The organism is Methylobacterium sp., from assembly GCF_028290105.1.
GTDB lineage: Bacteria > Pseudomonadota > Alphaproteobacteria > Rhizobiales > Beijerinckiaceae > Methylobacterium.
The window spans coordinates 23,530-49,023 of sequence record NZ_JAQGKL010000098.1; the positions used below are offsets into that span (position 1 = coordinate 23,530).

Genomic DNA, 25,494 nt, shown 5'->3' on the forward strand with positions numbered 1-25,494 from the left:
TGGCGCCTCCTGAGAGGCGCCCATCTGGCGCAGGCGTAGCGCAGGACCGTGACCATTTTCTTCACCAGCGGCGGCTTTCGCGCTTTCCCGGCCAGAACGGAGCGTGACGCCATGGAAAAACCCGCCTCGGCCGGAGCCTGGCGGGTTGGGATGTCGGTGAGGTGGGGGCGGTGTGCCCGCCCGAGGCCCGGGACCGCGTCGGGCGGGTCCAGGGCTGAGGAAAGGACTTCGCTAAGGGAAGGGACTTCGTGGAGGGAGGGAGCCCGCGAAGGCCGCCGCTCACTCCCGTGGCGAGCCCCCGGCGGCCTCCCTCCAACGGGCCGGTTCCGATCAGCAGCGGTTGCCGCCCGAGGTCTGGCCGTATTGCTGGACCGGGAAGTTCTGCTGGTTGGCGTTGCCCTCGGCGGCCGAGCTCATCGGGCAGCTGGAAGGATTGCGCGAATAAGCATCGCCGCGGACATCCAGCGATCCCGTCGTCTCGACCTCATAGGGCGAGAACGCGGTGTAGCGAGAGGGGCTGTCGTAGGCCATTGCGGACGAGATCGGAGCAACGCCAAGGACAAGGGCGGTGGCAAGAGCGGCGATACGGGTCTTGATCATGGCTTCTGGCTTCCTCTACAGCACGAACCAAGTCGTTGGCTCGTTTCTCTCTGTCTGAAACCAATATGGGGTGCTGTTTCCATCCATGACGTGTCACGGGGCACATGGTGAGCCGGATTAAAGCCGGGTCCTGAAGCCTGGTTTGTCAGGCGCCCGAATAGGGCCCCCGGAATAGATCGCCCAAAGCCTTGCGACGGAACAAGGTAGACCAGCGTCTGCGCCGATGTTCGGGCCGGTCGTGGTTCATGTGGCAGCGTTGGCAGAAGGCCGCGAGGTTGCGGGCGGCGTTGTTGGCCGTGTCATGGTCGCGGTGGGCGGCGGCCAGGACCACCCGCGTGGTGCGCACGCGGCCCAGCACGTCGTCGGCGCCGATGGCGAGGCAGATGAAGCGCCCGGCGCCGTCGCGCCACGCGGCGGCCTGCGCGTCCCACCAGCGCCCGTCGCCGAGATGGAAGACGGTCTGCCCATGCGGCCGCCCGCAGACCTCGCAGCGGCCGCCCGCCCGCTGGAAGCGGATCACGGCCGAGAGCTCGGGCCAGTCGATGGGATAGAAGAAGCGGTGCTCGCGCCGGATGGGCATGGCCGCACCAGGCCACGGGCCCGGCCGTTTCCGCAAGTCCGGCGGCGACGGCGCGGCGCTGCGTTCTCGCGGCGCCACGGGCGGAAAAGCCTTTTCAGGACGATCGCAAATTATTCTTTTGCGGCGCACAAATTCGTTTTCAATGTCGTCCCGCGAGATTTTCTTGACGTGCGTGCAAAGCATGGCTCGACGATTGATTTCATCCACCTGCGCCCTGGGAGAATGCAATAGATCAGCGAGATAGTTCGCTTTCCGCATTATGGTGCGATGCAAAATGAGCACGTCGCGGCGCACAAAAGTGTGGTTCAATCTCCATCAACAGGCCCCCTCCCGGCGGCCTCATCCCGGAGATTTCCAATGCGCGTTCCCACCCTCCTCGCCTCGGCCGTCCTCGCCCTCGCCACCCTCGGCACCGGCGCCGCCCTGGCCGGCGAGGCCCTCTACCTGACGCCTCCGCTGTTCCGCGAGCAGGCCCGCGAGACGCAGCAGGTGCATCGCTCGGGCGAACTGACCACGACACCGCAGCCGGTCGCTGCAACAAAGCCGAGCGTTGCATCCCGCGCCGTGCAGATTGTTGCAGACGCCGAAACGACCGCGTCCCGCTGATCGGACGGGTCGCCTCAGAGGAATCCGGCGCCCGAGTGATCCTTGAAGGCGTTCGCCCGCCGGATGTATCCGACCACCGTGCGCGGGTCGCGGTGGCCCGACTGGTCCATGATGCGGGCGAGGTCCGCCCCGTACTCGGCCGCCGTGGTGATGTACCCGGCGCGCAGCGAATGGCCCCCGTAGGCCGAGGCATCCAGCCCGGCTAAGTGCGCGTAGCGCTTGACGATATTGGCCACCGCCTGGGACGTCAGGCGGCGAGGCGCCGCGCCGGTCAGGCCCCGCACGTGTCCCGAGCGCGACACCGGCCGGAACACCGGCCCCTCCACGATCCCGGCCGCATCGAGCCAGTCCCGCACCAGGGCCACCGGCCGGAGGAAGCGTCCGTGCGGGATGGTCTTCTCGAAGCCGCGCCCGTCCTGGTCCGTCTTCGAACGCCGCACCCGCACGCGCAGACCCTCCCGATCCGCTTCGAGGTCCCCTACGTCGAGGGCCACCAACTCTGAGCGCCGGAAAGCCCCCGCGAAGCCCAGTGCCAGCAGGGCCCTGTCGCGCTTGCCGGCCAGGGTGTCCTGCGTGCGCATCAGCATCCGGGCCAGCACCTCGGCGGTGGCGGCCGCCTTCTGCGCTGGTGCGACCCCGACCTTGCGCCGGATCCCCTCGAGCGTGGCGCGCACGCCTTCGTCATCCGTCGGGTCGGCTGCCCCTGCGAGCTTGTGCGCGTACCGGATCGCGGCGCAGCGCCGTCCGATGGTCGAGCTTGCCCGGCCGGCTTCTGCCTCGGAGACGAGGAACGCGGCGACGGATTCCGGAGACGCCGGCAGGGATGGGACGTCGCAGCGCCGGCACCATTCGCCGAACAAAGCCATGTCGGTCCGGTACGCCCTCACCGTGGCGTCCGCCTTGCTCGCACGCTGGTACGCCCGAACGATCGCCGCCATCTGGGTGGGGAGCCCGACGGCCTCCTCGACCAGGATTGGGAGCGGGCCGGTATCCGATTGCACGCCGCTCTCCGTGAGATTGGTCATGGATTTCAGTCTGATCGAGAGCAAACCTGCAGCCGGACGTCCGAGACAAGGCGGTAGCGGACGAGCGCTCGAAGCTATGCCGCCGCTGCGGTCTTCGGCCAGGCGCCCGCGAGATCGCGAAGGCCGGTCCGCGCATCCCATGACGCAGCTGATCCGGCAACGCGGTGTCATAACGATGCCGACTGATCTCACGCAAGACCAGCAAATGCCGCTTCGCGAAAGTCGGCGGCGGGTTATCACAGATTAATGGGACACGTCATCTTCGATGATAGTGACGATGATACGCAACCGGAACCGGAACCAAAGGGCATCGCAGGTTGGGTTTCAATCCGCCGATTGAACTCCCATGACCTTTGTTTCAGAAGGAAAAACGCTGTCATCGGAGAGGTTGATACGTGCGTATCGCGGTTATCGGTTCGGGTTACGTGGGCCTGGTGTCGGGCACGTGCTTTGCGGATTTCGGGCACAGCGTGGTCTGCGTCGACAAGGACCCGGCCAAGATCGAGGCGCTGAAGGCCGGGCGCATGCCGATCTACGAGCCGGGGCTCGAGGCGCTGGTCGCCGAGAACGTGCGCCAGGAGCGCCTGAGCTTCACCACCGAGTTCACCCCCGCCGTCGCCGGGGCCGACGCCGTCTTCATCGCGGTGGGCACACCTTCCCGGCGCGGGGACGGCTTTGCCGACCTCACCTACGTCTTCGCCGCAGCCAAGGAGATCGCCGCCGCGCTCACCGGCTTCACCGTCGTGGTCACCAAGTCCACCGTGCCGGTGGGCACCGGCGACGAGGTCGAGCGCATCATCCGCGAGACCAACCCGGACGCCGAGGTCGCGGTGGTCTCCAACCCCGAGTTCCTGCGGGAAGGCGCCGCCATCGACGACTTCAAGCGCCCCGACCGCATCGTCGTCGGCACCGAGGACGAGCGCGCGGAGGCGGTCATGCGCGAGATCTACCGGCCGCTCTACCTCAACCAGGCTCCGATCCTGGTGACGGACCGGCGTACCGCCGAGCTGACCAAGTACGCCGCCAACGCCTTCCTGGCCACCAAGATCACCTTCATCAACGAGATCGCGGACCTGTGCGAGCAGGTCGGCGCCAACGTGCAGCAGGTCGCCCGCGGCATCGGCCTCGACAACCGCATCGGCGCCAAGTTCCTCCACGCCGGCCCCGGCTACGGCGGCTCCTGCTTTCCCAAGGACACCCTGGCCCTCGTCAAGACCGCCCAGGACGCCGGCACCCCGGTGCGCCTCGTCGAGACCGTCGTGGCAGTCAACGACCAGCGCAAACGCGCCATGGCCCGCAAGGTCATCCTGGCCTGCGGCGGATCCGTGCGGGGCAAGACCATCGCCATCCTGGGCCTGACCTTCAAGCCCAACACCGACGACATGCGCGACGCCCCCGCGCTCTCCATCATCACAGGCCTCCAGGACGCAGGCGCCGCCATCCGGGCCTACGACCCCGAGGGCATGGCCGCCGCCAGGCCCCTCCTCTCGGACGTGACCTACGCCAGCGACGCCTACGATTGCGCCGACGGCGCCGACGCCATCGTCATCGTCACCGAATGGAACGCCTTCCGCGCCCTCGACTTCGCCCGCCTGCGCCAGACCATGAACGCACCCGTCATGGTCGACCTGCGCAATGTCTACAGCCGCGCCGTCACGGAGCGGCACGGATTTTCCTACACCGGGATCGGCACCGTGGCCGCGCGATGACCGGATCCGGCCGCGCCTTCGGGTGGCCGGATCAACACCTTGGGAAGCACACCGTGCGCTACGGAAACACGAAGAAGATCCTCGTCACGGGCGGCGCCGGCTTCCTGGGATCCCACCTGTGTGAGCGGCTGCTGGACCAGGGCCACGAAGTGCTCTGTGTCGACAACTTCTTCACGGGGACGCGGCGCAACGTGGCCCACCTGCTCGGAGAGCCACGCTTCGAGCTGATGCGCCACGACGTGACCTTTCCGCTCTACGTCGAGGTGGACGAGATCTACAACCTCGCCTGTCCGGCCTCCCCGGTGCATTATCAATTCGATCCCGTGCAGACGGCCAAGACCAGCGTCATCGGTGCCATCAACATGCTGGGCCTCGCCAAGCGTCTGAAGGCGAAGGTGTTTCAGGCTTCGACCTCGGAAGTCTACGGCGATCCCGAGGTGCATCCGCAGCCCGAGGCGTATTGGGGCAGGGTCAACCCGATCGGGTACCGGTCCTGCTACGACGAGGGCAAGCGCTGCGCCGAAACGCTGTTCTTCGATTACCACCGCCAGCACGGCATCCCCATCAAGGTGGCGCGCATCTTCAACACCTATGGCCCGCGCATGCACCCCAACGACGGCCGCGTCGTCTCGAACCTCGTGCTCCAGGCCCTGCGCAACGAGGACATCACGCTCTACGGCGACGGCTCGCAGACCCGCTCCTTCTGCTACGTCGACGACTTGATCGAGGGCTTCCTGCGCCTGATGGAGACGGATGCGACCGTCACCGGCCCGATCAACATCGGAAATCCCGGTGAGTTCACCATCCGGCAGCTCGCCGAACTGGTGGTCGAGCTGACCGGCTCGCGCTCCGAGATGGTTTTCCGGCCGTTACCGCCGGACGACCCGCGCCAGCGCAGGCCGGACATCACCCAGGCGAGAGCCGTCCTCGATTGGGAGCCGACCATCCCGCTGCGCGAGGGATTGCGGAAGACGATCGCGTACTTCGAGAAAAGCCTAGGCTGATCGCCGTCGATGTGATGTTGGCGTCGACACGGCGACGGACCCAGCGCGCGCGAAAAGGTCTTCCTTAACCAAAACGGCTCTATGCCGGGGGCGTTCGTCCTCCGGTATCCACGAGTCGCCGCCCCATGAGCCAACACACGGAAACGCTCGTGATCGGCGCCGGTCCGGCCGGCCTCACCGCCGCCTACCTGCTTGCCAAGGCGGGCCGCTCCGTCGCGGTCCTGGAGCGAGACCCCGTGCAGGTCGGCGGGATCAGCCGCACCGTGTCGCACAACGGCTACCTGTTCGACATCGGCGGCCATCGCTTCTTCTCGAAGTCGAAGGCGGTTGTCGATCTCTGGGACGAACTCCTGCCTGACGATTTCATCGAGCGGCCGCGCCTGTCGCGGATCTTCTACAAGGGCAAGTACTACGCCTACCCCCTCAAGGCCTTCGAGGCCCTGCGCAACCTCGGCCTTCTCGAGAGCGCGGCCTGCGTCGCGTCGTATCTTTATGCCCGCGCGCGGCCCATCGCCGAGCCGAAGAGCTTCCACGATTGGGTCCGCAACCGCTTCGGCGAGCGCCTGTTCTCGATCTTCTTCAAGACCTACACCGAGAAGGTCTGGGGCATGTCCTGCGACGCCATCTCGGCGGATTGGGCGGCCCAGCGCATCAATGGCCTCGACCTCGGCGCCGCGATCCGCGACGCGCTCGTGCGCTCGCTCGGCCTGCGCCGCGCGCCGCGCGCCGGCGAACCCGTGATCAAGACGCTGATCGAATCCTTCCGCTACCCCCGCAAGGGGCCGGGCATGATGTGGGAGGCCGCCGCCGCCAAGGTCGTCGCCAGGGGCGGCAGCCTGCACCTCGACCGGGGCGTGGACGGCCTGCACTTCGACGCCAGGACGGGGCTCTGGACCGTGACCGCCAAGGGCGGCGACGGTACGCGCGAGACCTTCACCGCCCGCAACGTGATCTCGTCGGCGCCCCTGCGCGAACTCGTCGGCGCCATCACCCCGACTCCGATCAGCACCTTCCAGGCCCGCGCCCTGCAGTACCGAGACTTCCTCACCGTGGCGCTGATCGCCCGCTCGACGAAGGATTTTCCCGACAACTGGATCTACATCCACGATCCCTCCGTGCAGGTGGGGCGCGTGCAGAACTTCCGCTCGTGGTCGCCCGAGATGGTGCCGCACGACGACCACACCTGCCTCGGGCTCGAATATTTCTGCTTCGAGGGCGACGGCCTCTGGACCGCGTCCGACGCCGACCTCATCGCGCTGGCCAAGCGCGAGATCGGCCGGATCGGGCTCATCCGGCCCGAGGACGTGGTCGATGCCTGCGTGGTGCGCCAGCCCAAGGCCTATCCGGTCTATGACGCCGACTACAAGGCGCATGTCGCCACCGTGCGACGCGACCTCGAGCACGCCTACCCGAGCCTGCACCTCGTCGGGCGCAACGGCATGCACAAGTACAACAACCAGGACCACGCGATGATGACCGCGATGCTCTCCGTGGAGAACATCCTCGCGGGCGAGCGCCGCTACGATCCCTGGTGCGTGAACGAGGACGCGGAATACACCGAGGCCGGCGTCTCGGGCGCGGCCGGGGCGCTGACGAGCGAGCGCCAGGTTCCGTCCCAAGTTCCGCGCCGGGCCGCCTGAGGACGGCCGGACGCGATCGAGCGAGGGGAGGACGCGATGGCGCAGGCGGGATCGCCCGTGCAGGCTTCGCGCCTGCCTGAAATCCCCTCGGCCGCCGCGAGCGAGGGTGTCGCCGGCTCCCAGGGCAAGCTCTGGCTGGGCCTGGGAGCCGCGGGGCTGCTCCTGCTGATGCATCCCTATCGGGGCATCTTCGGGGATGCGCGCCTCTATGTCGGGCGGGCGCTGGCGGACCTCGACCCGGCTGGGATCGGGCGCGACCTCATGTTCGTCCATGACGGGCAGTCGCGCTTCAGCCTGTTCCCCCTCATCCTGCGCTGGCTCGTCGCGAGTCTCGGGCCCGCCGATGCGGCCCTCGCCCTGAGCCTGCTCGGAATGGGCGCCTGGTTCTGCGGGGCCTACGCGCTGGCGGCCAGCCTTGCCGCCGGACGCGGGCGCTGGATCGTCCTCGCCGCTCTGGTGGTCCTGCCGGCCTGCTACGGCTATCCGGGCGTGTTCCGGGTGGGCGAGGCACTGGCCACGCCCCGGACGCTCGCGGAGGCCGCCGTCCTCGGGAGCCTGGCCGCCTACCTCGCTCGCCGCGTGCGGCTCTGCGGCGGCCTGGCGATCCTCGCATGCCTCGTCCACCCGATCATGGGGCTGGCGGGACTCGCCGTGCTCGCCCTCGTCCTCGTGGCATCGGATCGCCGCTGGCTGGCGGCCCTGGCGGCGCTGCCGATCGGGACGCTTGCCGCCGCCGCCCTCGGAGTGCCGCTGTTCGACCGCCTGCTCACCGGGCTCGATCCCGAATTCTCGGCCATCCTGCGCCTGCGCTGCGCCGAATTGTTTCCCTCCTTCTGGCCGGCGACCGCCTGGACTCCGCTTCTGGTGCAAGGCGCGTCGATCCTCGTCGCCGGCTCCCGGCTGGCGCCGGCGGCGCGGCGCGTCCTCGCCGCCGCGCTCCTGGCGGGCGGTCTCGGTGCTGCCGTCTCGGCCCTGTTCGGCGATTCCTGGCCATCGCTCCTCATCGTGCAGCTTCAGCCCTGGCGTTTCCTCTGGCTCACCGCCGTCGTCGGGGCCGCCGCCTTCGGGCTTTGCGCGGCCGCTTTCTGGCGGGGCACGCCGGGCGAGCGGATCACCCTGGCCCTGCTGGCACTCGGATGGGTGTTTTCGGACGACCTCGTCATCGCGGCGGGGGCAGCCGGCCTGGCGCTTGCCGCCCATGCGCTCCTGCGCCCGGGCCGCATCACCCCCACCTCACGGGTGATGCTGTTCGGCGGGGTGCTGGTCGGCCTGCTCGTCGCGGGCCGGATGGCCGTCGAGGTCTCGGCGCTGGCCTGGCTGCTGGCCCGTCGCGCGGAGGGGGCACAAGCCGGGCTCGGTACGATCCGGAACTTCTCCGTGGTGCTGCCCCTGGCGATCCTCGCCGGGCTCGCCTGGACTCGGGCTTCCCGGCATGTCGCGTCGCGGGTCTTCGCCGCGCTCGCCCTCGTCCTCGCCCTCGCGACGTTCTGGGACGAGCGCTCCGCGACGGCGCGCCAGATCGAGCGCCGCGTCGCGCTGCCCGACCTCGCCGCGGCGGTCGCGTCCCGGCCGGGCGAGGTGCTCTGGCTCGACGGCGAGGCGGAGGCTTGGCTCGTCCTCGGACGCGCGAACTGGATCACCAACCTGCAGGGCGCCAGCATCGTGTTCTCGCGGCCCCTCGCGGCCGCTTGGTCCGAGCGCATGAACCGCCTGATCGCGGGGGGACTCGCCTCCGAGATCGACCGCGCGCCCTTCCACCCGGCCGGCCCCCGGCGCCTCGACGCTCCGCCGGCTGGGACGATCGCCGACCTCTGCGCCGATCCGGATGCTCCGGCCTGGATCGTGGTGCCCCTGCGCGAAGGGCAGACTCTGTCTGGAAGCGTCGGGACCTTTCCCCTGCCGGCGCCGCTGACGAAATCCATCGATCTGGCCGAGGGGATCGCCTGGCAGCGCATCGTCGCCTACGGGCTGCTGGCCTGCCGCCCCTGAGGTTCAGGGCCGCAGCAGGACGATCAGGGCGCAGAGCGCCGCGATGGGGATCGCGAGGCACCCGAACGACCAGGCCGCGACCCCGAAGGCACCCGCCAGCGCGCCGACCGCGAAGGCGAGCACCGCCGGCAGCATCCGGCGCATCCGGGTGCGGGCGGGCCCGTCCGGCGCGACTGTCCCGCGTGCCCAGTCGACGAGATCGATCACCGCCTGGGTGACGTTGACGGTCATCACCGTGGTGGCGGCCAGATGCGGCAGGCCGAGGCGGCCGATGGCGTTCTGCACCCCCATCGCCGCCACCCCCAGCATGCCGACCGAGACCGCCGCGACGCCGTCGGGCGAGCCGAGCGGCCGACACGCGAGGCCGGCGAGGCAGAACCCGGCGAGCAGCAGGACTTCGAGACCCAGCAGCCAGCGCAAGGGCGCCCTGCCGCGTCGCTCCAGCGCCAGCGCCAACAGGCGCGTTCCCGCCACCGCCAGCACGAAGGCCGGCAGGGCCAGGAGCTTGGCGACGACGCCGGACGAGGTCGTGACGAGTTCGGCCCCGATCAGCACGAAATTGCCCGTCACATGCGCGGTGAACAGGCCGGCGAGCGCGATGAAGGCCGCCGCGTCGACGAAGCCCGCCACGAAGGCGAGACCCGTGCCGGCGAAGAGATCCGTGTCGAAGGCGGCTGGTCCCGCGTCGCGCGCGTCCGAGCTTCGTGTCTGTGCCATCTTGGTCTGCCCGGTGGACGGAACGCGGAGTGGCGGCTTCTCTGGCGCAAAGTATTCGGAAGCGAAAGCGCTCGATGTCGCAGCCGGTGCGAAAGCGTGCGGCTGTTGCAGACGGACATGAACCGCCGGCGGGGCCGATCGTTGTGTCGTCATGACCAACGCCGCAGCCGACACGACCACCGCCGCCCTCGCACAGGCCCGCCACCGCGAACTCGCGATCGAGCACCTGCTGTTCGGAACGATCCGGTTCCTTGCCCGGGAAAACCCGGATCTGCTGGCGATCCTGGAATCCAGCCTCGATCACCTTTGGGACAAGGCCGACGACGGCACCCGCGACGACGAGGCCGTCCGCGACGTGGCCCGCCGCTTCCTCAAGAGCCTGCAGGCCGAGCGCTAGCCCGGCAACCACCGCATCCCCATCCACCGGAGGCGACCGGACCAAGGGTCGCTTCCCTCATCGCAGGAGGTTTCCATGTCAACATCGCTCATTCGCAGCACACTCGCGGCGGCACTGTTCGTCGGCCTGTCCGGCGCTGCCCTGGCACGCGGCGGCGGCAGCAGCGGCGATGGCCTGTCGCCCTATTCCGCGCTGAGCGGCAACGATCGCTCCGCGGGCGTCAACAACGGCAATTACCGCGCGCCCGAACTCGACCCCTATCTCGGCGCCTACGAGGGCCGCCGCGAACGCCCGGTGCGGGACCGGTACCGTCCGAGCCGGCAGCCCTATTACGGCCATCCCTATTGATCGCCCCGGTAAGCCGGCGGTGAACGCCATCGACCGGGGCGGACGCGCATGAGCATCGCCGACACCGGCAACCTCCTGCTCCGGGCCATTCCGGGGGAAGAGCGCACGCAACTCCTGCCGCACTTCACCCGCATCGCGGTCTCCAAGGGCGAGCGCCTCGTCCAGGCGGGCGACCGCCTGGAATTCGCCTACTTCCCGGAGGCCGGGCTGTCCTCGAACATCGCGACGGCGCGCGGGAGCCGTCGCCTGGAGGTCGGCTGCTTCGGCTTCGAAGGCATGGTCAGCACGGCCACGTTCCTCGGATCCGACGAGGCCCCACACGAGATCCTGGTCCAGGCCGGTGGACCCTGGCTGCGCATCGAGGCTGCGCGCCTGCGCGTCGCGTTCGAGACCCTGCCGGGCCTGCGCGCCGTGCTGCTGCGCTACGTCCATTTCGTCATCATGACCCTGTCGCAGACGGCCCTCTCGAACGGCGCCTATTCCATCGAGGAGCGCCTCGCGCGCTGGCTGCTGATGGCCCATGACCGCCTCGGTGGCGACGAGTTCGCGCTGACCCACGAATTCCTGTCCTTGATGCTGGGGACGCAGCGCTCGGGCGTCACCCTGGCGATCCAGGCGCTCGAAGGGCACGGCATGATCCGGGCGCGGCGCGGACGGATCACGGTGCTCGACCGGACCCGGCTCTGCGCGCACGCGGGCGACAGCTACGGCCCGGCCGAGGCGGCCTACGAGCAGCTCATCGGGCCGCTGCGCGCCGGCCTCGCGCGCTCGTCGGCCGCCTAGGAATCCGGGGTCGGCAGCGGATAAGTTCCGCGCCGGCGATCCTTTCGCGCGCATCCGGGTTCACGTGGAAACGGCCGCCATGTCCGGCCGCCGGGAGTCAGCGATGGATACGTCAGCCTTGCCCGCGTCCGCCTTCGGCACGCCCGCCATCCTGCTCTCCGGGTCCGTCGACCAGGACATGTACCGGGACTTCCGGCGCCAGCTCGATGCGGCGGCCGAGCGGGATCTCGTGGTCGTCGAACTGACGACCCTCGGGGGCGATCCGGAGGTGGCGCGCATGATGGGGGAGGACATCCGCTTCAACACCGAGATGTCGCCCGATCGCCGCTTCGTCTTCCTCGGCAAGGCCGCGATCTACTCGGCCGGGACCACCCTCATGAGCTTCTTTGCCCGCCCGAACCGCTACCTCACCCGGGGCACGCGCCTGATGGTCCACGAGCGCAAGCTCGCCAAGACGGTGGAGCTCAACGGCCCGCTGACCACCTGCATCGCCTCCGTCAAGGCCGCCCTGCACGAGATCGAGTGCTCCATCGAGATCCAGAACGAGGGTTTCGGCAACCTCGTCCAAGGGTCGCGCGTGAGCCTCGAGGAGGTTCTCCGGCGCGCGCCCGAGAACTGGTACATCGAGGCCGTGGAGGCGCAGGAACTCGGCCTGATCGAGGGCGTGCTGTAAGGGCCCGGACCGACCTTGAGCCCCGTTCGTCCGCTCAGCTCTGGGAACCCTGCTCGGGCTCGGCGCGCGCGCCGCGCCGGCTGAGCGCCCGCTCGCCCGCCTCGATCCCGCACTTCTCCACGTGGACCACGCGATTGACGACCTGCAGGTTCGGCGCCCCCCAGAAGCCCAGGAGGGTCGGCCAGGGCGCGTCCCGGTGCTCGCGCCAGACGCGGTAGAGCGGCACCCGGTGATCCACCTCGGCGGTCTTGAACAGGCGCTTGCCCGAGGCCGCGCAGCGATGGCGCTGATGGGCTTTCAGCACCTTCACCTGATCGCTCGGGGCCACCCACAGCTTCCAGGCGGTGACACAGGCGGCGTGCCAGCGCGCGTTCTTGTTGGGGATGCCCGCGCCCCAGAGGTCCCGGTGCCAGCCGAAGCGGTAGACCGGCTGCCCGCAGATGCAGCAATGCCCCTTGCCGCGCGCATGGCCTGGCTCGCGAAACGGGGAGGGCGGCAGCCGGAACGTCGCCGCGAGTCCGGAATCCTTGACGGTGCCCAGGCGCCAGGTCCAGCCCTCGGGATGGCCCGAGCGCGTGGCCAGCGCCCGGGCGAGGCGATCGGCGCGCAGGAGATGGGCCCGCCAGTAGCTCTCGACCGCGAGGCGCGGCGTCGGCGGGATCAGCGGGCGGGCCAGGGCGTGCTGCAGGACGGCGCCCGGAAAGACGCCCGGAAGCGCCCGCTCCAGGCGGGCCAGCGCCGCGACGTTGCGCTCGGCGCGCCACTCCGATGCCGCGCTCACGCCTCGGCGTGGGCGCTGGCGTCGGGACCGGAAGCGGGGAGGGCTTGCGCCGGCCGGCCCGCCACCGCGTCGGCGAGCCGGTTCAGGCGCCGGGCGAGATCCACCACCTCATTGAGTGCGATGGACTTCTCGCCATTCTTCACGGCGCGGGTGATGTCGCTGAGCTGCAGCTTGGAAATGCGGAGGAGTTCGGCGGCCAACTGGTCTCGTGTCATCGTGCCGATCGCGGGGGTTTTGCGGGAACGCGGTTCCCAAGGCCTAAAGCGCAACGGTTACCGAGGCGTTGCGGCATGGGGGCTCGAGCCTTTCAGGCGGAGACCGCAAGGCTCGAGGCTTACTCGTGTTGCCGCGTGGATGGCACAGGCACGGGGCCTGCGCAGCGTCCGCTCACAGGGCGTCGTCCGACCTCGGATCTCATCATCACGGGCCCGTGAGTTGTGGCCGGGCCAAGGAACCAATTAACAAGGGTAACGTTCGATGCTTGATTTGCATCGATTTTGCGGGTCGCCCTCTCCCGAGCCTGACCGCATTCGCCACACCTGGCGCCCCGGGGCCCCCGACCGTGTCGCTTCCGTCGATCACCTTTTCCACCCGGCGGCTCGATCCTGGGCTTGGCTTTGGAGCGTATCACGACCTGTACGCGACCGGCGCGGACGTAGCGCGCGTGGGGGACGTCTTCCATGCCGAGGTACAGGCCTATCGCTTCGAGCGGATGATCCTGTTCAAGCGCAGCCTGAACGGCCTCCAGCACAGTCGGAATCCCACGCGCGTCCGGCGGGACGCCTTCGACCATATCACGCTCCATCTCCTGCTGGCCGGCGAGATGCGCGCCGGTCCGCCAGGCCACGAACGCCGGATGCAACCGGGCGAGATCCTCGTCCTCGACAACAGCCTGCCGCAGCAAAGCCGATCCTACGACGTCAACGTGATCTCCGCACCCGTGGCCCGCGACCTGATCGAGCCTCTGGTGCCCGACATCCGGGCGTTTCACGGGACGATCCTGCCGGAAGCCATCGGGGGCCTCCTGGCCGATTTCCTCATTGCCCTGACGCGGCGCTCGCCCACGCTCGATGCGAACGTTGGCGGTCATTCCAGCACGGTGGTCGGCATGCTGCTGGCGGCGGTCCTGCGTGGGCAAGCTCCGCCGGTCGAGGCGGTGGTCTGGGCAGGAGCCCACGATCTCAACGGGGATCTGGCGCGGCGGCGGCAGGCCGAGGCCCATATCGAGGCGCATCTCGGCGAGCAGGACCTGAACGCGAACTCCATCGCGGCCGCCATCGCCGTGTCGCGCAGCATCCTCTATCGCACCTTCGCGCCCGATGGCGGCGTCGCCCGGTTCGTGCGGCAACGGCGCCTGGAACGCGTCCGCCATGCCTTGCGGCGTCAGGGCGAGACGCGATCGATTGCGACGCTGGCCTATGCCTACGGCTTCACCAGCGAGCATCATTTCAACCGGACCTTCCGGGACGCGTTCGGCCGGCCACCGGGACAGTTCCGAACTGACCTGAACCGGCGTCGCAACGAGGCACGCAAGGATCAAAGCCCTGCGACGGTCCTCGGGGAATGGCTCTGCGAGCTGTATTGATGGCGGCCCCGGGTCGTTGCTCAGGCACGCGTCCCGAGCCGTCCCTCGCGTGACGGCCCCGGACGCGGTGGGGCCGGTCGATCCGCAGCGTATGGGCAGGCGCACCTGGCCGCTGGTGCTTCTCCTGACGGGAGCGCAACTCTCGGCCGGGAGCGACCGGTTCCTGATCACCCTGGTGACCACGCCGGCAAAGCAGGCGCTGGCCCTGAGCGATGCCCAACTCGGTCTCCTGCTGGGCTCGGCCTTCGTGCTGCTCTACGCGCTGACGATGCCGCTCCTCGGTACGCTCGCCGATCGCGGCCACCAGCGCGCGATCCTCCTGGTGAGCATCGCGGTCTGGACGCTGGCGACCTTCGGCTTCGGGCTGGCGGGCTCCTTCGCGGCCCTGTTCCTCGCCCGCCTCGCCCTCGGTCTGGGCCAGGCCGGCGTCGCCCCGGCTGCCCTTTCGCTGATCGCCCATCATTCCGGCCGGGGGCGAATGGCCCTCGCGGTCTCGTTGTTCACGGCCGCCGGAAGCCTCGGGCAATCCTTCGCCCTCGTCTCCGGCGGCGCTTTGCTGGCCTGGCTGGTGGCGCGCGGCGGCCTGTGGTTCCCGGGGTTGGGGGGGCTGCCCCCCTGGCGCGCGCTCTTCGTCCTGGCCTGCCTGCCCAATCTCCTGCTCCTGCTGTTTGCGGCGTCCGTGCGCCTGCCCGCGACGCCGCCGCTCGCCCGGGCCAGGCTCGGGACCGCCTTCGCCTGGATGGTGCGCCGCCGGAGCATCTACCTGCCGCACTTCGCCGCCTCCGCCGCCGCCGTCCTGATGGGACGGACCTTGGCCGCCTGGGGGCCGACCTTCTACGTCCGCAGCCACGGCATGAGCCCCGCCGAGAGCGGCATCACCCTCGGGCTGCTGCTGCTGATCGGTGGTCCCCTCGGCCATGTGGCCGCGGGCCTGATCCTCGACCGCATCGACCCGCGCCGACGGCGGCCTGCGGCTTCGTGGATGCTCGGCCTCGGCCTCGTGCTCGCTCTGCCGGCCGTCATCGTCATGACCATCGTGCCGGATCGGGCGATGTCTCTTGCCGGCTTCACCCTGCTCACGGCGATTCTCGGCTTCACGGCGCCGGCGGCCCTGTCCGGCGTGCAGTGGCTGACGCCCATCGCGCTGCGCGGGCGGGTCAGCGCGCTCTTCATCGCGGCCGTCACCCTGACGGCCTCCGGCACCGGCCCTCCGCTGCTCGGGCTCCTCGCGGACACCGTCTACGGTGCCGACCAACTCGGCCGGGCGCTAATCACGCTGTTCCTGCTCGTCGGCGGACCGGGGATCCTGTGCGCGGTCCGCGCCGCGCGCCGCGCGGCTCCCCGGTCCCCAAGGACGCCGGAAGCCGTCCGCGTTCCGGCGTCGAGACTCAGCGCCTGAGTGCGTCGAACCAGGACGAGACCGGATCGATGACCTCGGCGGCCATCGAGGACACCCAGGCCCTGGCCCGATCGGTCAGACCCCGGCGAGTGCCGCGATCCGTGGCCCCGGCATCGGCGCGCATCGCAGCGGCCACGTAGGCATCCTCGCCGGCCTGACACATGTCGAGGGCGCTGCGCTGGGAGGCCGCCCGACTCTGGGCCATGGGCTGGTGCCGGAAGGCCTCCCGCACGCAGTCGTGCCAGTCACGCTCCAGGGCCGCGAGGTCACCGGGCGACCGCGAAGACGGCTGCGCATTCGCGCCCGGAGCGGCGAGGACGATCGACAGAAATGCGCAGGCGGCGGTCATTCGCATGAACGCAGTATGCCCGATTTCCATCCCTTCGCACAGGAACAAAACGGCAACACAAAGCGGTTTCGAGGTTTCCGGTCCGGGACATGAGGTTGCGCACGCGGTCGGAGCCAAGGTCGCAGATCCGCGCAACGCAACAGGGGACTTCGCGCGTGTGTGCGCCGGTCGTCACGTCGCTGGACTGCCGTGACGACCCTTCGATATCGCGCGACGGGTGGGCGTCAGATCAGGCCCACATCGCCACGAAAGGTGGAGCCCGCCGGGGTCTCGACCGACACCACGGCACCGAGCCCGACAATCAGAGCGGCGGCCGCGCACAGCGACAGTGTGAATGCGATGAGGATCATGACGTCGGTTGATCCGATCGGGCTTAAGATTTGGTGACGTGCCGGGCTCACCCGCGTCCCGAAATCGAGCGCCGCGAGGGCCGGCCGCCATGGCCTCAGCCGCGATCGAGCGGCGAGCGGATCGGAGGCCCGCCCGCCTGCGAAATCCGAGTCCGTCGGGGTCTCACCTCGAACAAACTGCGTTTTTCCCTCAGCGCGCGTAAACTTCGGTCGGCACGATTGCGGCACGAGCGACCCATCGAGGCTTTGGCACCAAACAGGGGCAGCGGAGGCCGAAAGCAACGTTCCGGACCACGGCGTCCTTCAACGGCGTAGGCCATCGCGTGAAGCTCGAACGCGCAAAGCCTTTCGCCATCAAGGCTTTAGGGCCGTGCCGCGGCGGAACCTCAGCTCGCTGCGATGCGGGGGATTTGCCGAAGTACAAGGCGGGGGAGACCAAGGTTTCGTGCAAGTCGAACGAGAGTCGTCTCTGTCCGAAGCGGCGGGCGGCCCGCGCTGACCTCCGCGCCTGTGGATGACGGCCGCAATCTCGACGGATTTCCCTTGGAACGCTCGCGGCACCGCTTAGTTGTTGCAGCTATGCGCTGCGAGGCCACAGGCCGTGGGCGTACCGGCGCTCACCGTCGACATCCGGAGGACAATGCCATGGCAAAGAGCACCACCAAGACTGCGGAGAAGGCAGCGCCCAAGGCCGCCGACAAGGCTGCCGAGAAGCCGGCCGCCGCCGCCAAGGGCAAGAAGGTCGCCGCGCCGAAGGGCGAGGGCGCCAAGCCGAACGCGCTGCAGCAGCCGCTGAAGCCTTCGCCCGAACTCGCCGCCGTCGTCGGCGATGCTGCCCTGCCGCGCGGCGAGGTCGTGAGCAAGGTCTGGGAATACATCAAGAAGCACGAGCTCCAGAACCCCGAGAACAAGCGAGAGATCCTCGCCGACGACAAGCTGAAGAAGGTCTTTGGCAAGGACAAGTGCACCATGTTCGAGATGAACAAGCACCTGGCAGCGCACCTGAAGTCGGCCTGAACACGGCCTTCGGCTTCGACGAAAACACCCGGATCGGCGTCGGGGAGGGGTTCTCCCTCCCCTTGGCCGACCGGCCCCGGCATTCAACCCAGATCGCGGGTCAGACCCCGCCGCCCGCTCGCCGCGTCCGACGCTCGACCTTTCGCGTCGCCGTCTCCTGCAGGTGGCGTTCGATGGCCCCATTGGCGCGGGAGCGCATCTCCCGCATGGCGTCCGCGTCGTCGAAGGTCTCGGGAAAGCGCCGGGACAGCCAGAGATAGGCGCTGGCGAGCTTCACCGTCCGTTCCTGATAGACGAGTTCGCCCGCCAGATTCGCGCGCAGGGCCGGGACCGTGATGCCGCCCGCCCGCGCCTGCGTCCAGCGTTCCAGCATGCCGAGGGAGACCGGATCGCGCCGGTCGACGGGGCAGACCGAGAACGCGAATTTCTCCGCGATCGGCAACCGCGCCTTGTCCACCACGCGGGCGATTTCCAGGATCTCCTCCAGGGCGGAGGGCTGGAACGGCGAGCCGGCGTAGAAGGTGGCGCGGGCGAAATGCGCCAGGACCTCGCGCAGGCTGTCGGTGCGCATCTCCTCGGCCACCGAGTTGATCGCGATCAGGTCGGGCCGCACGAAGAAGCGCGTGTCGGCGGCCGGCGCCGTGGGAGCGCCCGCGAGGGCCGCGCGAATCGGCTCCAGGCCAGTCTCATCCACGGCGGCGACGTAGCCCTCGTCCTGGTGCCCGAAGCGGCCGGCGCGGCCGGCGATCTGGCGGATCTCGGAATTGGTCAGCGCCCGCTCGCCGACGCCGTCCCACTTGCGCACCGCCGAGAAGACGATGCGCTTGAGCGGCCCGAGGTTGAGCCCCATGCCGATGGCGTCGGTGGTGACGAGGACGTCGGCCTCGCCGGCACGGAAGCGGGCGGCTTCGGCGCGACGCACCTCCGGCGAGAGCGCGCCGTAGATCGTCGCCACCCGGTGTCCCGCCGCCACCAGGGTCTCGCGGTTCTCGTGGACGGCCCGGCGCGAGAACGCCACCACGGCGTCGCCGGGCGTCACCTTCTCAAGGGGGACGGGCGTCTCCTGCAGCACCAGCGGCGTCTTGCGCACGAAGGTGATCACCTCCAGGGATTCGTTGGCGGCCTCCGCCGCCCGGCGCACGGCCGCCAGGGCATCGTCCGAGCCGCAGACCACCACGGTGCGGGCAGCCACCCCGAACAGGGCGTTGGTCCAGGCCCAGCCCCGGTCCGGGTCGGCGATCATCTGGATCTCGTCGATGACGGCGACCTCGACGGGCCGGCTCAGGTCGGCGGTCTCGATGGTGCGCGCCGTGTGGGTCGGATTCAGGTCGCCGAGGGTCTCCTCGCCGGTGACCATGCCGGCGCGCAGGCCGCGCTCGACGAGCGCCTCGTAATTCTCCAGGGCGAGAAGGCGCAGGGGTGCGAGGTAGGTGCCCGTGGCGGCCGCCCGCAGCATCTCGAGCGCCGCGTAGGTCTTGCCGGAATTCGTCGGCCCCATGTGGAAGATGATGCGGCGGCCAAGGCCCCGCGCGGCGGTGAACTTCTCGATATAGGCGCCGAAGCCGACCTGGTCGCGCAGGCGGCGCAGGCGCGAATCCTCGCGCGCCACGGTGCGGGCCCTGGCGCGCACCCCCTTCAGGGTGTCGGTGAGGGACTGGTTGAGATTGGGCGAGAGCAGGAAGGCCCGCGAGCGCAGGGACCGGTCGAGGTGGTCGATATAGGTGACCGCATCGGCACCGACCTCGCGCAGGTCCTCCGCCACCTGATCGCGCAGGCGTTCCACCGCCCGGCGTAGGGACTTGGCCGTGCGGATCGTGGTCTCGGCGACGCCGGCGCGCAATTCGTCGAGGCGCCAGGTCGGATCGTTGCGGTGGGCCATCCCCGCAAGGATGCCGGCGATCCCGGTCTCGGGGGCGGCGTCGACCCGCAGATCCAGGCGCCCGCCATCGAGGATCGGGATCGTGGACCGGATGGTCCAGGTGATGCTGCCGTCCCGCATCACGGCGGCACGCAGGGCCGGAACCGCCTTCTTCAGGCTGACCACCCCGCCTTCCGCAAAGGCGCGACGCGCCTTCAACTCGCGCAGGGCTTTCGCCACCACCGCATCCTCGACGAAGCCGCCGAGTTCCGGCAGGCCGAGATGCAGCCGCAGGGCATCCACCTCGACGCTGCGGGGCGGCAGGCCCAGGCGCATGGCCGCCTCCAGCAGGATCTCGCTCGTCGGTCGCACGCGCTTGCGGGCCATGGGCCTCTCATCGTGGGGGCGTCATTCGCCACGGACGGACAACCGTGGTGACGTCAGGGTGTGCGGCAGGCGGGCTAAAAAGCAACGGCCCGGATCAGCGCAGCGCCGGTTCGGCCGTTCCCAGGCCGGTTGCCCCCAGCAAAGCGCCGGGTCCCCGGCCGCCCGCCGGCTCATCGCCCGTCCGGGTGCTGCGATCGGAGGACGGAAGCCTCGTCCCACGGCATCGGCACCTCTCGATCCGCGACGGAAACCGAGGCCGAGTGCCTCGTGTTCCTGCGGGTCCGCACAGCAAAAAACGACATAGACGCGTTCACCGAAAGGTGAGATCCCTCGCTCCGACAATCGGAGGTTGGTTAAAGTGCGTCGATTGATCCACGTTATTTAACAGCTTCCTTTTCGCCTGCTAACAGGGCGAAGCAGAGCGGGTCGGCAATGTGTAGCGAGCAGGCCGGAATGCTGGGGATGGACGGCGCGGGATCGCCGATCCGACGCCGAAAGGCCCCCGACGTCGAAACATCACAGTCACAGCCCAGGGAGCAACATGATGCACGAGAATTCCGCCGGACCGGGCGCGTTCTGGGCCTCCGTGGCGCATCATGTCACGAGCCGGGTCGAGCCGGTTCTCGCCCGGGACGGCAAGGCGCGGGCGGGCGTCATCGAGTACCTGCGCGACCTCGAGGCGGTGGCGTTGCGCGAGGGCAGCAGCCGCGAGGCGCTCCAGGTGATCGCCTCCGGCCGCCGCCTCCTGGGAGACCGCAGCGAGGCCGCGCCGGCCGAGATCGCCCGCGCGGTGCGCACCATCCTGGACTGACGCATGCTCTCAGGGCGGCGCGCCGAGTGCCGCCCGCGTCACCGAATCGGCGCCGATATCGTCGGTGCCGTTCATGCCGAGGGTCTCGATGAGGCGGCCGCGGGCGCGGCTGACCCGGCTCTTCATGGTCCCCACCGCGACGCCGCAGATATCCGCCGCCTCCTCGTAGGTGAAGTTCTGGGCGCCGACGAGCACCAAGGCCTCGCGCTGGCTGAACGGCAACCCGTCCAGGGCCTCCTGGAACTCGCGCATCTCCAGGCGGATCTCCTGCTCGGGCAGGCTCGTCAGGCGTCCGGCGAGGGCCCCGTCGGCATCCTCGACCTCGCGCTTGCGCTTGCGCTGCTCCGAATAGAACAGGTTGCGCAGGATCGTGAACAGCCACGCCGTGAGGTTGGTCCCCCGGGTGAAGCTGTCGGCCTTGGTCCAGGCGCGCACCAGGGTGTCCTGGACGAGATCGTCGCTGCGATCGAGATCGTAGGTCAGCGAGAACGCGAAGGCGCGCAGGGCCGGGATCGCGCCGAGCAGGAGTGTGCGCATCTCGTCGTCGGCACCGCTCGGCGTGCCGATCGGGGCATGAACCGGGGCATGGATCGCGTTCGTCATGCGGGGCCTCCCGTCTCGGTCCGGGCAGCCAGATCGGCGAGAAGCGCATCGAAGCGGTCGGGCAGCGGCTGGTTCAGCACCTCGTCGTAGAGAAGGCGCAGGTTGCGTCCGATCCGCCGGCGCGACTCGCGGGTGATGCCCACGGGAGGCTCCCGTTCCAGCGCGGACCGCGCCGTGGCCTGCGCCAGCCCCAGCACGACGGAGGCCGGGACGGCGGGCGGGATCTCGCCGGGATCGGCGCTCAGGTTCGGGACGCTCGGGTCAATGCTCATTGCTGCTCATCGCTCGACGGCCGGGGCCGGAGAGACCGGAGCGCCGTCATTTCGCCGGTCGTGCTAGCGACGAGCGATTTAACGAGCTCTGAAAGAAGCATTCATCCGGCTTTAAGCTACGAATGATGACTGAAAATCGGCGCCGCCGGTTCAGAAACGATGAGATACAAAACGAGACCGGTTCTAAGCGTGGCCATTGCAAGACTTATAGTCTGCCTGTCCTGTCGCTAAGCTGAACAATATGGAGTGGGTCCGCTGCGCGGGTCGCGCCGGGAAATCCCCCTGTCGGCGGGCCGCGCGGCGTGCCAGATGCGGCGTGGCCCGCCGCTTGCGGCCGGGACCCAGACCTTGTCCGACTCCCCTTACGAAAAGCCGTGCCGATGATTTCACCCGTGCCGGATCTCGACCGCGTCGTCCGCGAGATCGCCGACGAGATGCGGGACCGATCGGACCGGGGCGAGGTGGCGACCTACATTCCGGAGCTTGCCCGGGTGGATGCGGGCGCCTTCGGACTGGTGGTGATCGACGCGGACGGGCACGTGGCGGCCGGTGGCGACAGCGAGGCGCCCTTCTCGATCCAGAGCATCTCGAAGGTGTTCACCCTGACCCTGGCGCTCGGCATGGCGGGGGACCGGCTCTGGCGCCGGGTGGGCCGCGAGCCCTCGGGCAGCCCCTTCAACTCCATCGTCCAGCTGGAGCGCGAGCGCGGCATCCCGCGCAACCCCTTCATCAATGCCGGCGCCATCGCGGTCACCGACCTGATCCTGTCGGGGCACCAGCCGCGCGAGGCGCTGGGCGAGATCCTGCGCTTCCTGCAGTTCCTGGCGCAGGATCCGGCGATCACCATCGACGAGGCGGTGGCGGCCTCCGAGCTGCGCACGGGCTTTCGCAACGTGGCGCTCGCCAATTACATGAAATCCTTCGGGGTGCTCGACAACCCGGTCGATTTCACCCTCGGCGTCTACTTCCACCACTGCGCCATCAGCATGTCCTGCCGGCAGCTCGCCCAGGCCGGGTGCTTCCTCGCCCATTCCGGGCGAAATCCGGCCACCGGCCACTCGGTGGTCTCGCCCGAGCGGGCGCGCCGCATCAACGCCGTGATGCTGACCTGCGGGCATTACGATGGCTCCGGGGAATTCGCCTACCGGGTCGGCCTGCCGGGCAAGAGCGGTGTCGGCGGCGGCATCCTGGCGATCGCGCCGGGCAAGGCCTCGATCGCGGTCTGGTCCCCGGGCCTCGACGCCTCCGGCAACTCGCATCTCGGGCGGATCGCCCTCGAGATGCTCACGAAACGCCTCGGCTGGTCGATCTTCGGGGCGTGAACGCACTGAGCGATGCATTGCCTATCCACCGGGCACAAAAGAAAAGCCTGCCGCGACGAGCGCGGCAGGCTTCGATCAAAAAACAGGCAAAATGCCCGACGGTTGCGCCTAAAACTTAGGCGGCAGCCTGCTGATCGGTGGCGGTCGGCACCGAGGCGATCGTCTTCAGGATCTGCGAGGCGATCTGGTAGGGGTCCCCCTGGCTGTTGGGGCGGCGGTCTTCCAGGTAGCCCTTGTACTCGTTGTTGACGAAGCTGTGCGGCACGCGGATCGAGGCGCCGCGATCGGCCACACCGTAGCTGAACTGGTCGATGGCCGCGGTCTCGTGCTTGCCCGTCAGGCGCATGTGGTTGTCGGGGCCGTACACGGCGATGTGGTCCTCGAGGTTCTCCTTGAAGGCCGCCATGAGGGACTCGAAATAGGCCTTGCCGCCCACGGTCCGCAGGTGCTCGGTCGAGAAGTTCGCGTGCATGCCCGAGCCGTTCCAGTCGGTCGCACCCAGCGGCTTGCAATGGTACTCGACGTCGATCTCGTAGCTCTCGCACAGGCGCTGGAGCAGGTAGCGGGCGAGCCACATCTCGTCGGCGGCCTTCTTGGAGCCCTTGCCGAAGATCTGGAATTCCCACTGGCCCTTGGCCACCTCGGCGTTGATGCCCTCGTGGTTGATGCCGGCGTCGAGGCACAGGTCGAGGTGCTCCTCGACGATCTTGCGGGCGATCGAGCCGACTTCCTTGTAGCCGACGCCGCAGTAATACGGGCCCTGCGGAGCGGGGTAGCCGGCGGTGGGGAAGCCGAGCGGGCGGCCGTCCTTGTAGAAGAAGTACTCCTGCTCGAAGCCGAACCAGGCACCGTCGTCGTCGAGGATGGTGGCGCGCTTGTTGGAGGCGTGCGGGGTGACGCCGTCCGGCATCATGACTTCGCAGAGCACGAGCACGCCGTTCTTGCGGGTGGAATCCGGAACGTGGCGCACGGGCTTGAGCATGCAGTCGGAGCTTCCGCCCTCGGCCTGCAGGGTCGAGCTGCCGTCGAAGCCCCAAAGCGGAAGCTGCTCGAGGGTGGGGAAGCCGTCGAATTCCTTGATCTGGGTCTTGCCGCGAAGGTTCGGCACCGGAGTGTATCCGTCGAGCCAGATATACTCGAGCTTGTATTTCGTCATTCCGAGCCTCTCGTCCTGAAGCGATGCGAAATCCGAGAACACCCAACGGGATTCGCAGCCATCGCTGGCGTGAGGCGCCTAAGCAATGATCGCGCCAGAACCCGCCGGCGCCGGACTGCGGCATAACGGCATCCGGCCTCGGCGTGAGATTTCATTAACGCGTTCGTACTAGCGCTGGTTGGATCAGGAGATCGCGATGCGCAGACAGATCAGCAGCGCGCTCGCCGGCGCTGCCCTGCTCGCCGTCGCGTCCGCTGGAATCGGTTTCGACCCGCTCAGGGCAGGTGAGCCGGGACACGGGGTAGCCGACACCACGCCGGCCGAGATCCTGGCCCTGCGGGACGCCTATCGGCGCGTCGACGAGAATTCCTATCCGGCCGAGAATCCCTACAGCCCGGCCAAGGCCGAACTCGGCCAGCGCCTGTTCTTCGACCCGATCCTGTCCGGCGCCGGAACCATGAGCTGCGCCAGCTGCCACGTCCCGTCGCAGTCGTGGAGCGACGGGCGTCCGCGCGGCGTCGGCGAGACCGGCGCCATCATGAAGGTGCGGACCCCCACCCTCCTCGACGTCGCTCAGATCCCCATCCTGGGATGGGATGGAAAGTTCGACGACCTGGAGGATGTGGCTTTCACGCCGATCACCAGCCCGAGCGCGATGAACCTGCCGGAGCGCGTGCTGATCGAGCGCCTGAAGAGCGACCCCGATTACCGTCGTGCCTTCTCGGCCGCCTTCCCCGAGCGGGTCGAGGCCGGCCAGGGGGGCGGCCAGGGGGCCGGCAAGGACGCCAGCAAGAATGCGGGCATGGATGCCGCGATCAGCCGCCGGACGATCGAACTCGCGCTCGCTACCTTCCAGCGCTCCATCGTCTCGGGCCAGTCCCCCTTCGACCGCTGGGTCCTGGGCGACGAGACGGCCATCGACGCCCGCGCCAAGGCGGGGTTCGCGGTGTTCAACGGCAAGGGCCAGTGCGCCGCCTGCCATTCCGGCTGGACCTTCACCGACGGGTCCTTTCAGGACATCGGGGTGGGCACCGGCGACGACATCGGCCGGGCCGTCGCCTTCAAGAACTCGGAGCAGCTGCGCTACGCCTTCAAGACCCCGACCCTGCGGGACGTCGCGGAGCGCGGCCCCTACATGCACGACGGCTCGCGAGCCACCCTGGAGGACGTCATCGACCTCTACGATCGCGGGGGAATCGACCGGCCGAGCCGGTCTCCGTCCATCAAACCCTTGGGCCTCACGGAGGCCGAGAAGCGCGACCTCGTCGCCTTCCTGAAGACGCTCACCGCCGACGTCGCGGGTCAGCCGCGCCTCAACTGAGGGGCGCCGCGCTTTAGCGGAACAGGGGAAGGCTGGCTCCCAGAAGGCCGAGGCCCGCCAGCAGCAGCCGTCCGGACCACAGCTCGAAGGACTCGGCCGAGCCCGAGGTCCGCGTCGCCGCGTAGGACAGGCCCGTTCCCACCATCAGGCTCGACAGACTCAGGGTGGCGATCATCGGGCCGCTCGGGTGGGACGCTTCCAGTGCGGTTGTC

28 protein-coding genes are annotated in these 25,494 nt (G+C 69.1%); 15 read left to right on the plus strand and 13 right to left on the minus strand.

The annotated features are described in order from the left end of the window. Window positions 1–330: 330 nt before the first annotated feature. Together JWQ05_RS07560 and JWQ05_RS07565 are read right to left on the minus strand one after the other, a co-directional pair. Window positions 331–597, minus strand: coding sequence for a hypothetical protein (locus tag JWQ05_RS07560; RefSeq protein WP_299657125.1), 267 nt, complete (start codon window positions 595–597; stop codon window positions 331–333). 148 nt (window positions 598–745) lie between these two features. Further along, entirely contained in the window at window positions 746–1,180 is a 435-nt protein-coding gene (locus tag JWQ05_RS07565; RefSeq protein ID WP_299657128.1) for a hypothetical protein, read from the minus strand. A 357-nt stretch (window positions 1,181–1,537) separates the two neighbouring features. Between JWQ05_RS07565 and JWQ05_RS07570 the strand changes: the two genes are divergently transcribed. Next, window positions 1,538–1,786 carry a hypothetical protein gene (locus JWQ05_RS07570; RefSeq protein ID WP_299656972.1) on the plus strand — a complete coding sequence of 83 codons (249 nt, stop codon included), beginning with the start codon at window positions 1,538–1,540 and terminating at the stop codon, window positions 1,784–1,786. A gap of 14 nt (window positions 1,787–1,800) precedes the next feature. On the opposite strand, the gene JWQ05_RS07575 is transcribed toward JWQ05_RS07570, so the two are convergent. Further along, entirely contained in the window at window positions 1,801–2,811 is a 1,011-nt protein-coding gene (locus tag JWQ05_RS07575) for a site-specific integrase (protein ID WP_299656975.1), read from the minus strand. Between the two features lie 395 nt (window positions 2,812–3,206). On the opposite strand from JWQ05_RS07575, the gene JWQ05_RS07580 reads away from it, so the two are divergent. The 4 genes from JWQ05_RS07580 (at window position 3,207) to JWQ05_RS07595 (ending at window position 9,153) form a co-directional block, all read left to right on the plus strand. After that, window positions 3,207–4,520, plus strand: a complete 1,314-nt coding sequence (locus JWQ05_RS07580; RefSeq protein WP_299656978.1) for a UDP-glucose/GDP-mannose dehydrogenase family protein — start codon at window positions 3,207–3,209, stop codon at window positions 4,518–4,520. 53 nt (window positions 4,521–4,573) lie between these two features. Next, window positions 4,574–5,524 (plus strand): UDP-glucuronic acid decarboxylase family protein, encoded by a 951-nt coding sequence (locus JWQ05_RS07585; RefSeq protein ID WP_299656981.1) that lies wholly within the window; start codon window positions 4,574–4,576, stop codon window positions 5,522–5,524. A 125-nt stretch (window positions 5,525–5,649) separates the two neighbouring features. Continuing rightward, window positions 5,650–7,164 carry an NAD(P)/FAD-dependent oxidoreductase gene (locus JWQ05_RS07590; RefSeq protein ID WP_299656984.1) on the plus strand — a complete coding sequence of 505 codons (1,515 nt, stop codon included), beginning with the start codon at window positions 5,650–5,652 and terminating at the stop codon, window positions 7,162–7,164. Window positions 7,165–7,200: 36 nt separating this feature from the next. Continuing rightward, a complete protein-coding gene (locus JWQ05_RS07595) occupies window positions 7,201–9,153 on the plus strand; it encodes a hypothetical protein (protein WP_299656986.1) in 1,953 nt (650 codons plus the stop codon). A gap of 3 nt (window positions 9,154–9,156) precedes the next feature. On the opposite strand, the gene JWQ05_RS07600 is transcribed toward JWQ05_RS07595, so the two are convergent. Then, on the minus strand, window positions 9,157–9,870 hold the full coding sequence (locus JWQ05_RS07600) for a YoaK family protein (protein ID WP_299656989.1): 714 nt from the start codon (window positions 9,868–9,870) through the stop codon (window positions 9,157–9,159). A 151-nt stretch (window positions 9,871–10,021) separates the two neighbouring features. On the opposite strand from JWQ05_RS07600, the gene JWQ05_RS07605 reads away from it, so the two are divergent. The 4 genes from JWQ05_RS07605 (at window position 10,022) to JWQ05_RS07620 (ending at window position 12,071) form a co-directional block, all read left to right on the plus strand. After that, complete coding sequence (locus JWQ05_RS07605) at window positions 10,022–10,267, plus strand: hypothetical protein (protein WP_299656992.1); 246 nt, start codon at window positions 10,022–10,024, stop codon at window positions 10,265–10,267. 75 nt (window positions 10,268–10,342) lie between these two features. After that, the gene (locus JWQ05_RS07610; RefSeq protein WP_299656995.1) at window positions 10,343–10,615 is read left to right on the plus strand and encodes a hypothetical protein; all 273 of its coding nucleotides are present in this window, start codon (window positions 10,343–10,345) and stop codon (window positions 10,613–10,615) included. A gap of 48 nt (window positions 10,616–10,663) precedes the next feature. After that, complete coding sequence (locus JWQ05_RS07615; protein WP_299656998.1) at window positions 10,664–11,398, plus strand: Crp/Fnr family transcriptional regulator; 735 nt, start codon at window positions 10,664–10,666, stop codon at window positions 11,396–11,398. Window positions 11,399–11,501: 103 nt separating this feature from the next. Further along, window positions 11,502–12,071, plus strand: coding sequence for a peptidase S14 (locus JWQ05_RS07620; protein WP_299657000.1), 570 nt, complete (start codon window positions 11,502–11,504; stop codon window positions 12,069–12,071). A 34-nt stretch (window positions 12,072–12,105) separates the two neighbouring features. Here the strand turns inward: JWQ05_RS07620 and JWQ05_RS07625 are convergent, their stop codons facing one another. Next, window positions 12,106–12,852: a hypothetical protein gene (locus JWQ05_RS07625; protein WP_299657003.1), complete on the minus strand. Its 747-nt coding sequence runs from the start codon at window positions 12,850–12,852 to the stop codon at window positions 12,106–12,108. Further along, window positions 12,849–13,067 (minus strand): hypothetical protein, encoded by a 219-nt coding sequence (locus JWQ05_RS07630; protein ID WP_299657005.1) that lies wholly within the window; start codon window positions 13,065–13,067, stop codon window positions 12,849–12,851. Before JWQ05_RS07630 ends, JWQ05_RS07625 begins: the two co-directional genes overlap by 4 nt. Before the next feature lie 215 nt (window positions 13,068–13,282). Between JWQ05_RS07630 and JWQ05_RS07635 the strand changes: the two genes are divergently transcribed. Together JWQ05_RS07635 and JWQ05_RS07640 are read left to right on the plus strand one after the other, a co-directional pair. Then, window positions 13,283–14,437, plus strand: coding sequence for a helix-turn-helix domain-containing protein (locus JWQ05_RS07635; RefSeq protein WP_299657007.1), 1,155 nt, complete (start codon window positions 13,283–13,285; stop codon window positions 14,435–14,437). Window positions 14,438–14,486: 49 nt separating this feature from the next. Then, window positions 14,487–15,836, plus strand: coding sequence for an MFS transporter (locus JWQ05_RS07640; protein WP_299657010.1), 1,350 nt, complete (start codon window positions 14,487–14,489; stop codon window positions 15,834–15,836). On the opposite strand, the gene JWQ05_RS07645 is transcribed toward JWQ05_RS07640, so the two are convergent. Together JWQ05_RS07645 and JWQ05_RS07650 are read right to left on the minus strand one after the other, a co-directional pair. After that, window positions 15,826–16,185, minus strand: coding sequence for a hypothetical protein (locus tag JWQ05_RS07645; RefSeq protein WP_299657013.1), 360 nt, complete (start codon window positions 16,183–16,185; stop codon window positions 15,826–15,828). The two genes, JWQ05_RS07640 and JWQ05_RS07645, sit on opposite strands and share 11 nt — an antisense overlap. A 224-nt stretch (window positions 16,186–16,409) precedes the next feature. Then, window positions 16,410–16,535 (minus strand): hypothetical protein, encoded by a 126-nt coding sequence (locus tag JWQ05_RS07650; protein WP_299657016.1) that lies wholly within the window; start codon window positions 16,533–16,535, stop codon window positions 16,410–16,412. A 645-nt stretch (window positions 16,536–17,180) separates the two neighbouring features. On the opposite strand from JWQ05_RS07650, the gene JWQ05_RS07655 reads away from it, so the two are divergent. Beyond that, window positions 17,181–17,552: an SWIB/MDM2 domain-containing protein gene (locus JWQ05_RS07655; RefSeq protein WP_299657019.1), complete on the plus strand. Its 372-nt coding sequence runs from the start codon at window positions 17,181–17,183 to the stop codon at window positions 17,550–17,552. A 100-nt stretch (window positions 17,553–17,652) separates the two neighbouring features. On the opposite strand, the gene JWQ05_RS07660 is transcribed toward JWQ05_RS07655, so the two are convergent. Then, window positions 17,653–19,797: a helicase-related protein gene (locus JWQ05_RS07660; RefSeq protein WP_299657022.1), complete on the minus strand. Its 2,145-nt coding sequence runs from the start codon at window positions 19,795–19,797 to the stop codon at window positions 17,653–17,655. A 544-nt stretch (window positions 19,798–20,341) separates the two neighbouring features. Between JWQ05_RS07660 and JWQ05_RS07665 the strand changes: the two genes are divergently transcribed. Next, window positions 20,342–20,608, plus strand: a complete 267-nt coding sequence (locus JWQ05_RS07665; RefSeq protein WP_299657025.1) for a hypothetical protein — start codon at window positions 20,342–20,344, stop codon at window positions 20,606–20,608. Between the two features lie 9 nt (window positions 20,609–20,617). Here the strand turns inward: JWQ05_RS07665 and JWQ05_RS07670 are convergent, their stop codons facing one another. Then, a complete protein-coding gene (locus JWQ05_RS07670; protein WP_299657028.1) occupies window positions 20,618–21,211 on the minus strand; it encodes a sigma-70 family RNA polymerase sigma factor in 594 nt (197 codons plus the stop codon). Beyond that, entirely contained in the window at window positions 21,208–21,483 is a 276-nt protein-coding gene (locus JWQ05_RS07675) for a NepR family anti-sigma factor (RefSeq protein WP_299657031.1), read from the minus strand. Before JWQ05_RS07675 ends, JWQ05_RS07670 begins: the two co-directional genes overlap by 4 nt. A 392-nt stretch (window positions 21,484–21,875) precedes the next feature. Here JWQ05_RS07675 and JWQ05_RS07680 point away from each other — a divergent pair, with 392 nt between their 5' ends. Then, window positions 21,876–22,805, plus strand: coding sequence for a glutaminase (locus JWQ05_RS07680; protein ID WP_299657131.1), 930 nt, complete (start codon window positions 21,876–21,878; stop codon window positions 22,803–22,805). 115 nt (window positions 22,806–22,920) lie between these two features. Here the strand turns inward: JWQ05_RS07680 and JWQ05_RS07685 are convergent, their stop codons facing one another. Next, entirely contained in the window at window positions 22,921–23,961 is a 1,041-nt protein-coding gene (locus JWQ05_RS07685) for a glutamine synthetase beta-grasp domain-containing protein (RefSeq protein WP_299657034.1), read from the minus strand. A 196-nt stretch (window positions 23,962–24,157) separates the two neighbouring features. Between JWQ05_RS07685 and JWQ05_RS07690 the strand changes: the two genes are divergently transcribed. Continuing rightward, complete coding sequence (locus JWQ05_RS07690; protein ID WP_299657037.1) at window positions 24,158–25,282, plus strand: cytochrome c peroxidase; 1,125 nt, start codon at window positions 24,158–24,160, stop codon at window positions 25,280–25,282. Window positions 25,283–25,295: 13 nt separating this feature from the next. On the opposite strand, the gene JWQ05_RS07695 is transcribed toward JWQ05_RS07690, so the two are convergent. Then, window positions 25,296–25,457, minus strand: coding sequence for a hypothetical protein (locus JWQ05_RS07695; RefSeq protein WP_299657040.1), 162 nt, complete (start codon window positions 25,455–25,457; stop codon window positions 25,296–25,298). Window positions 25,458–25,494 lie beyond the last annotated feature (37 nt).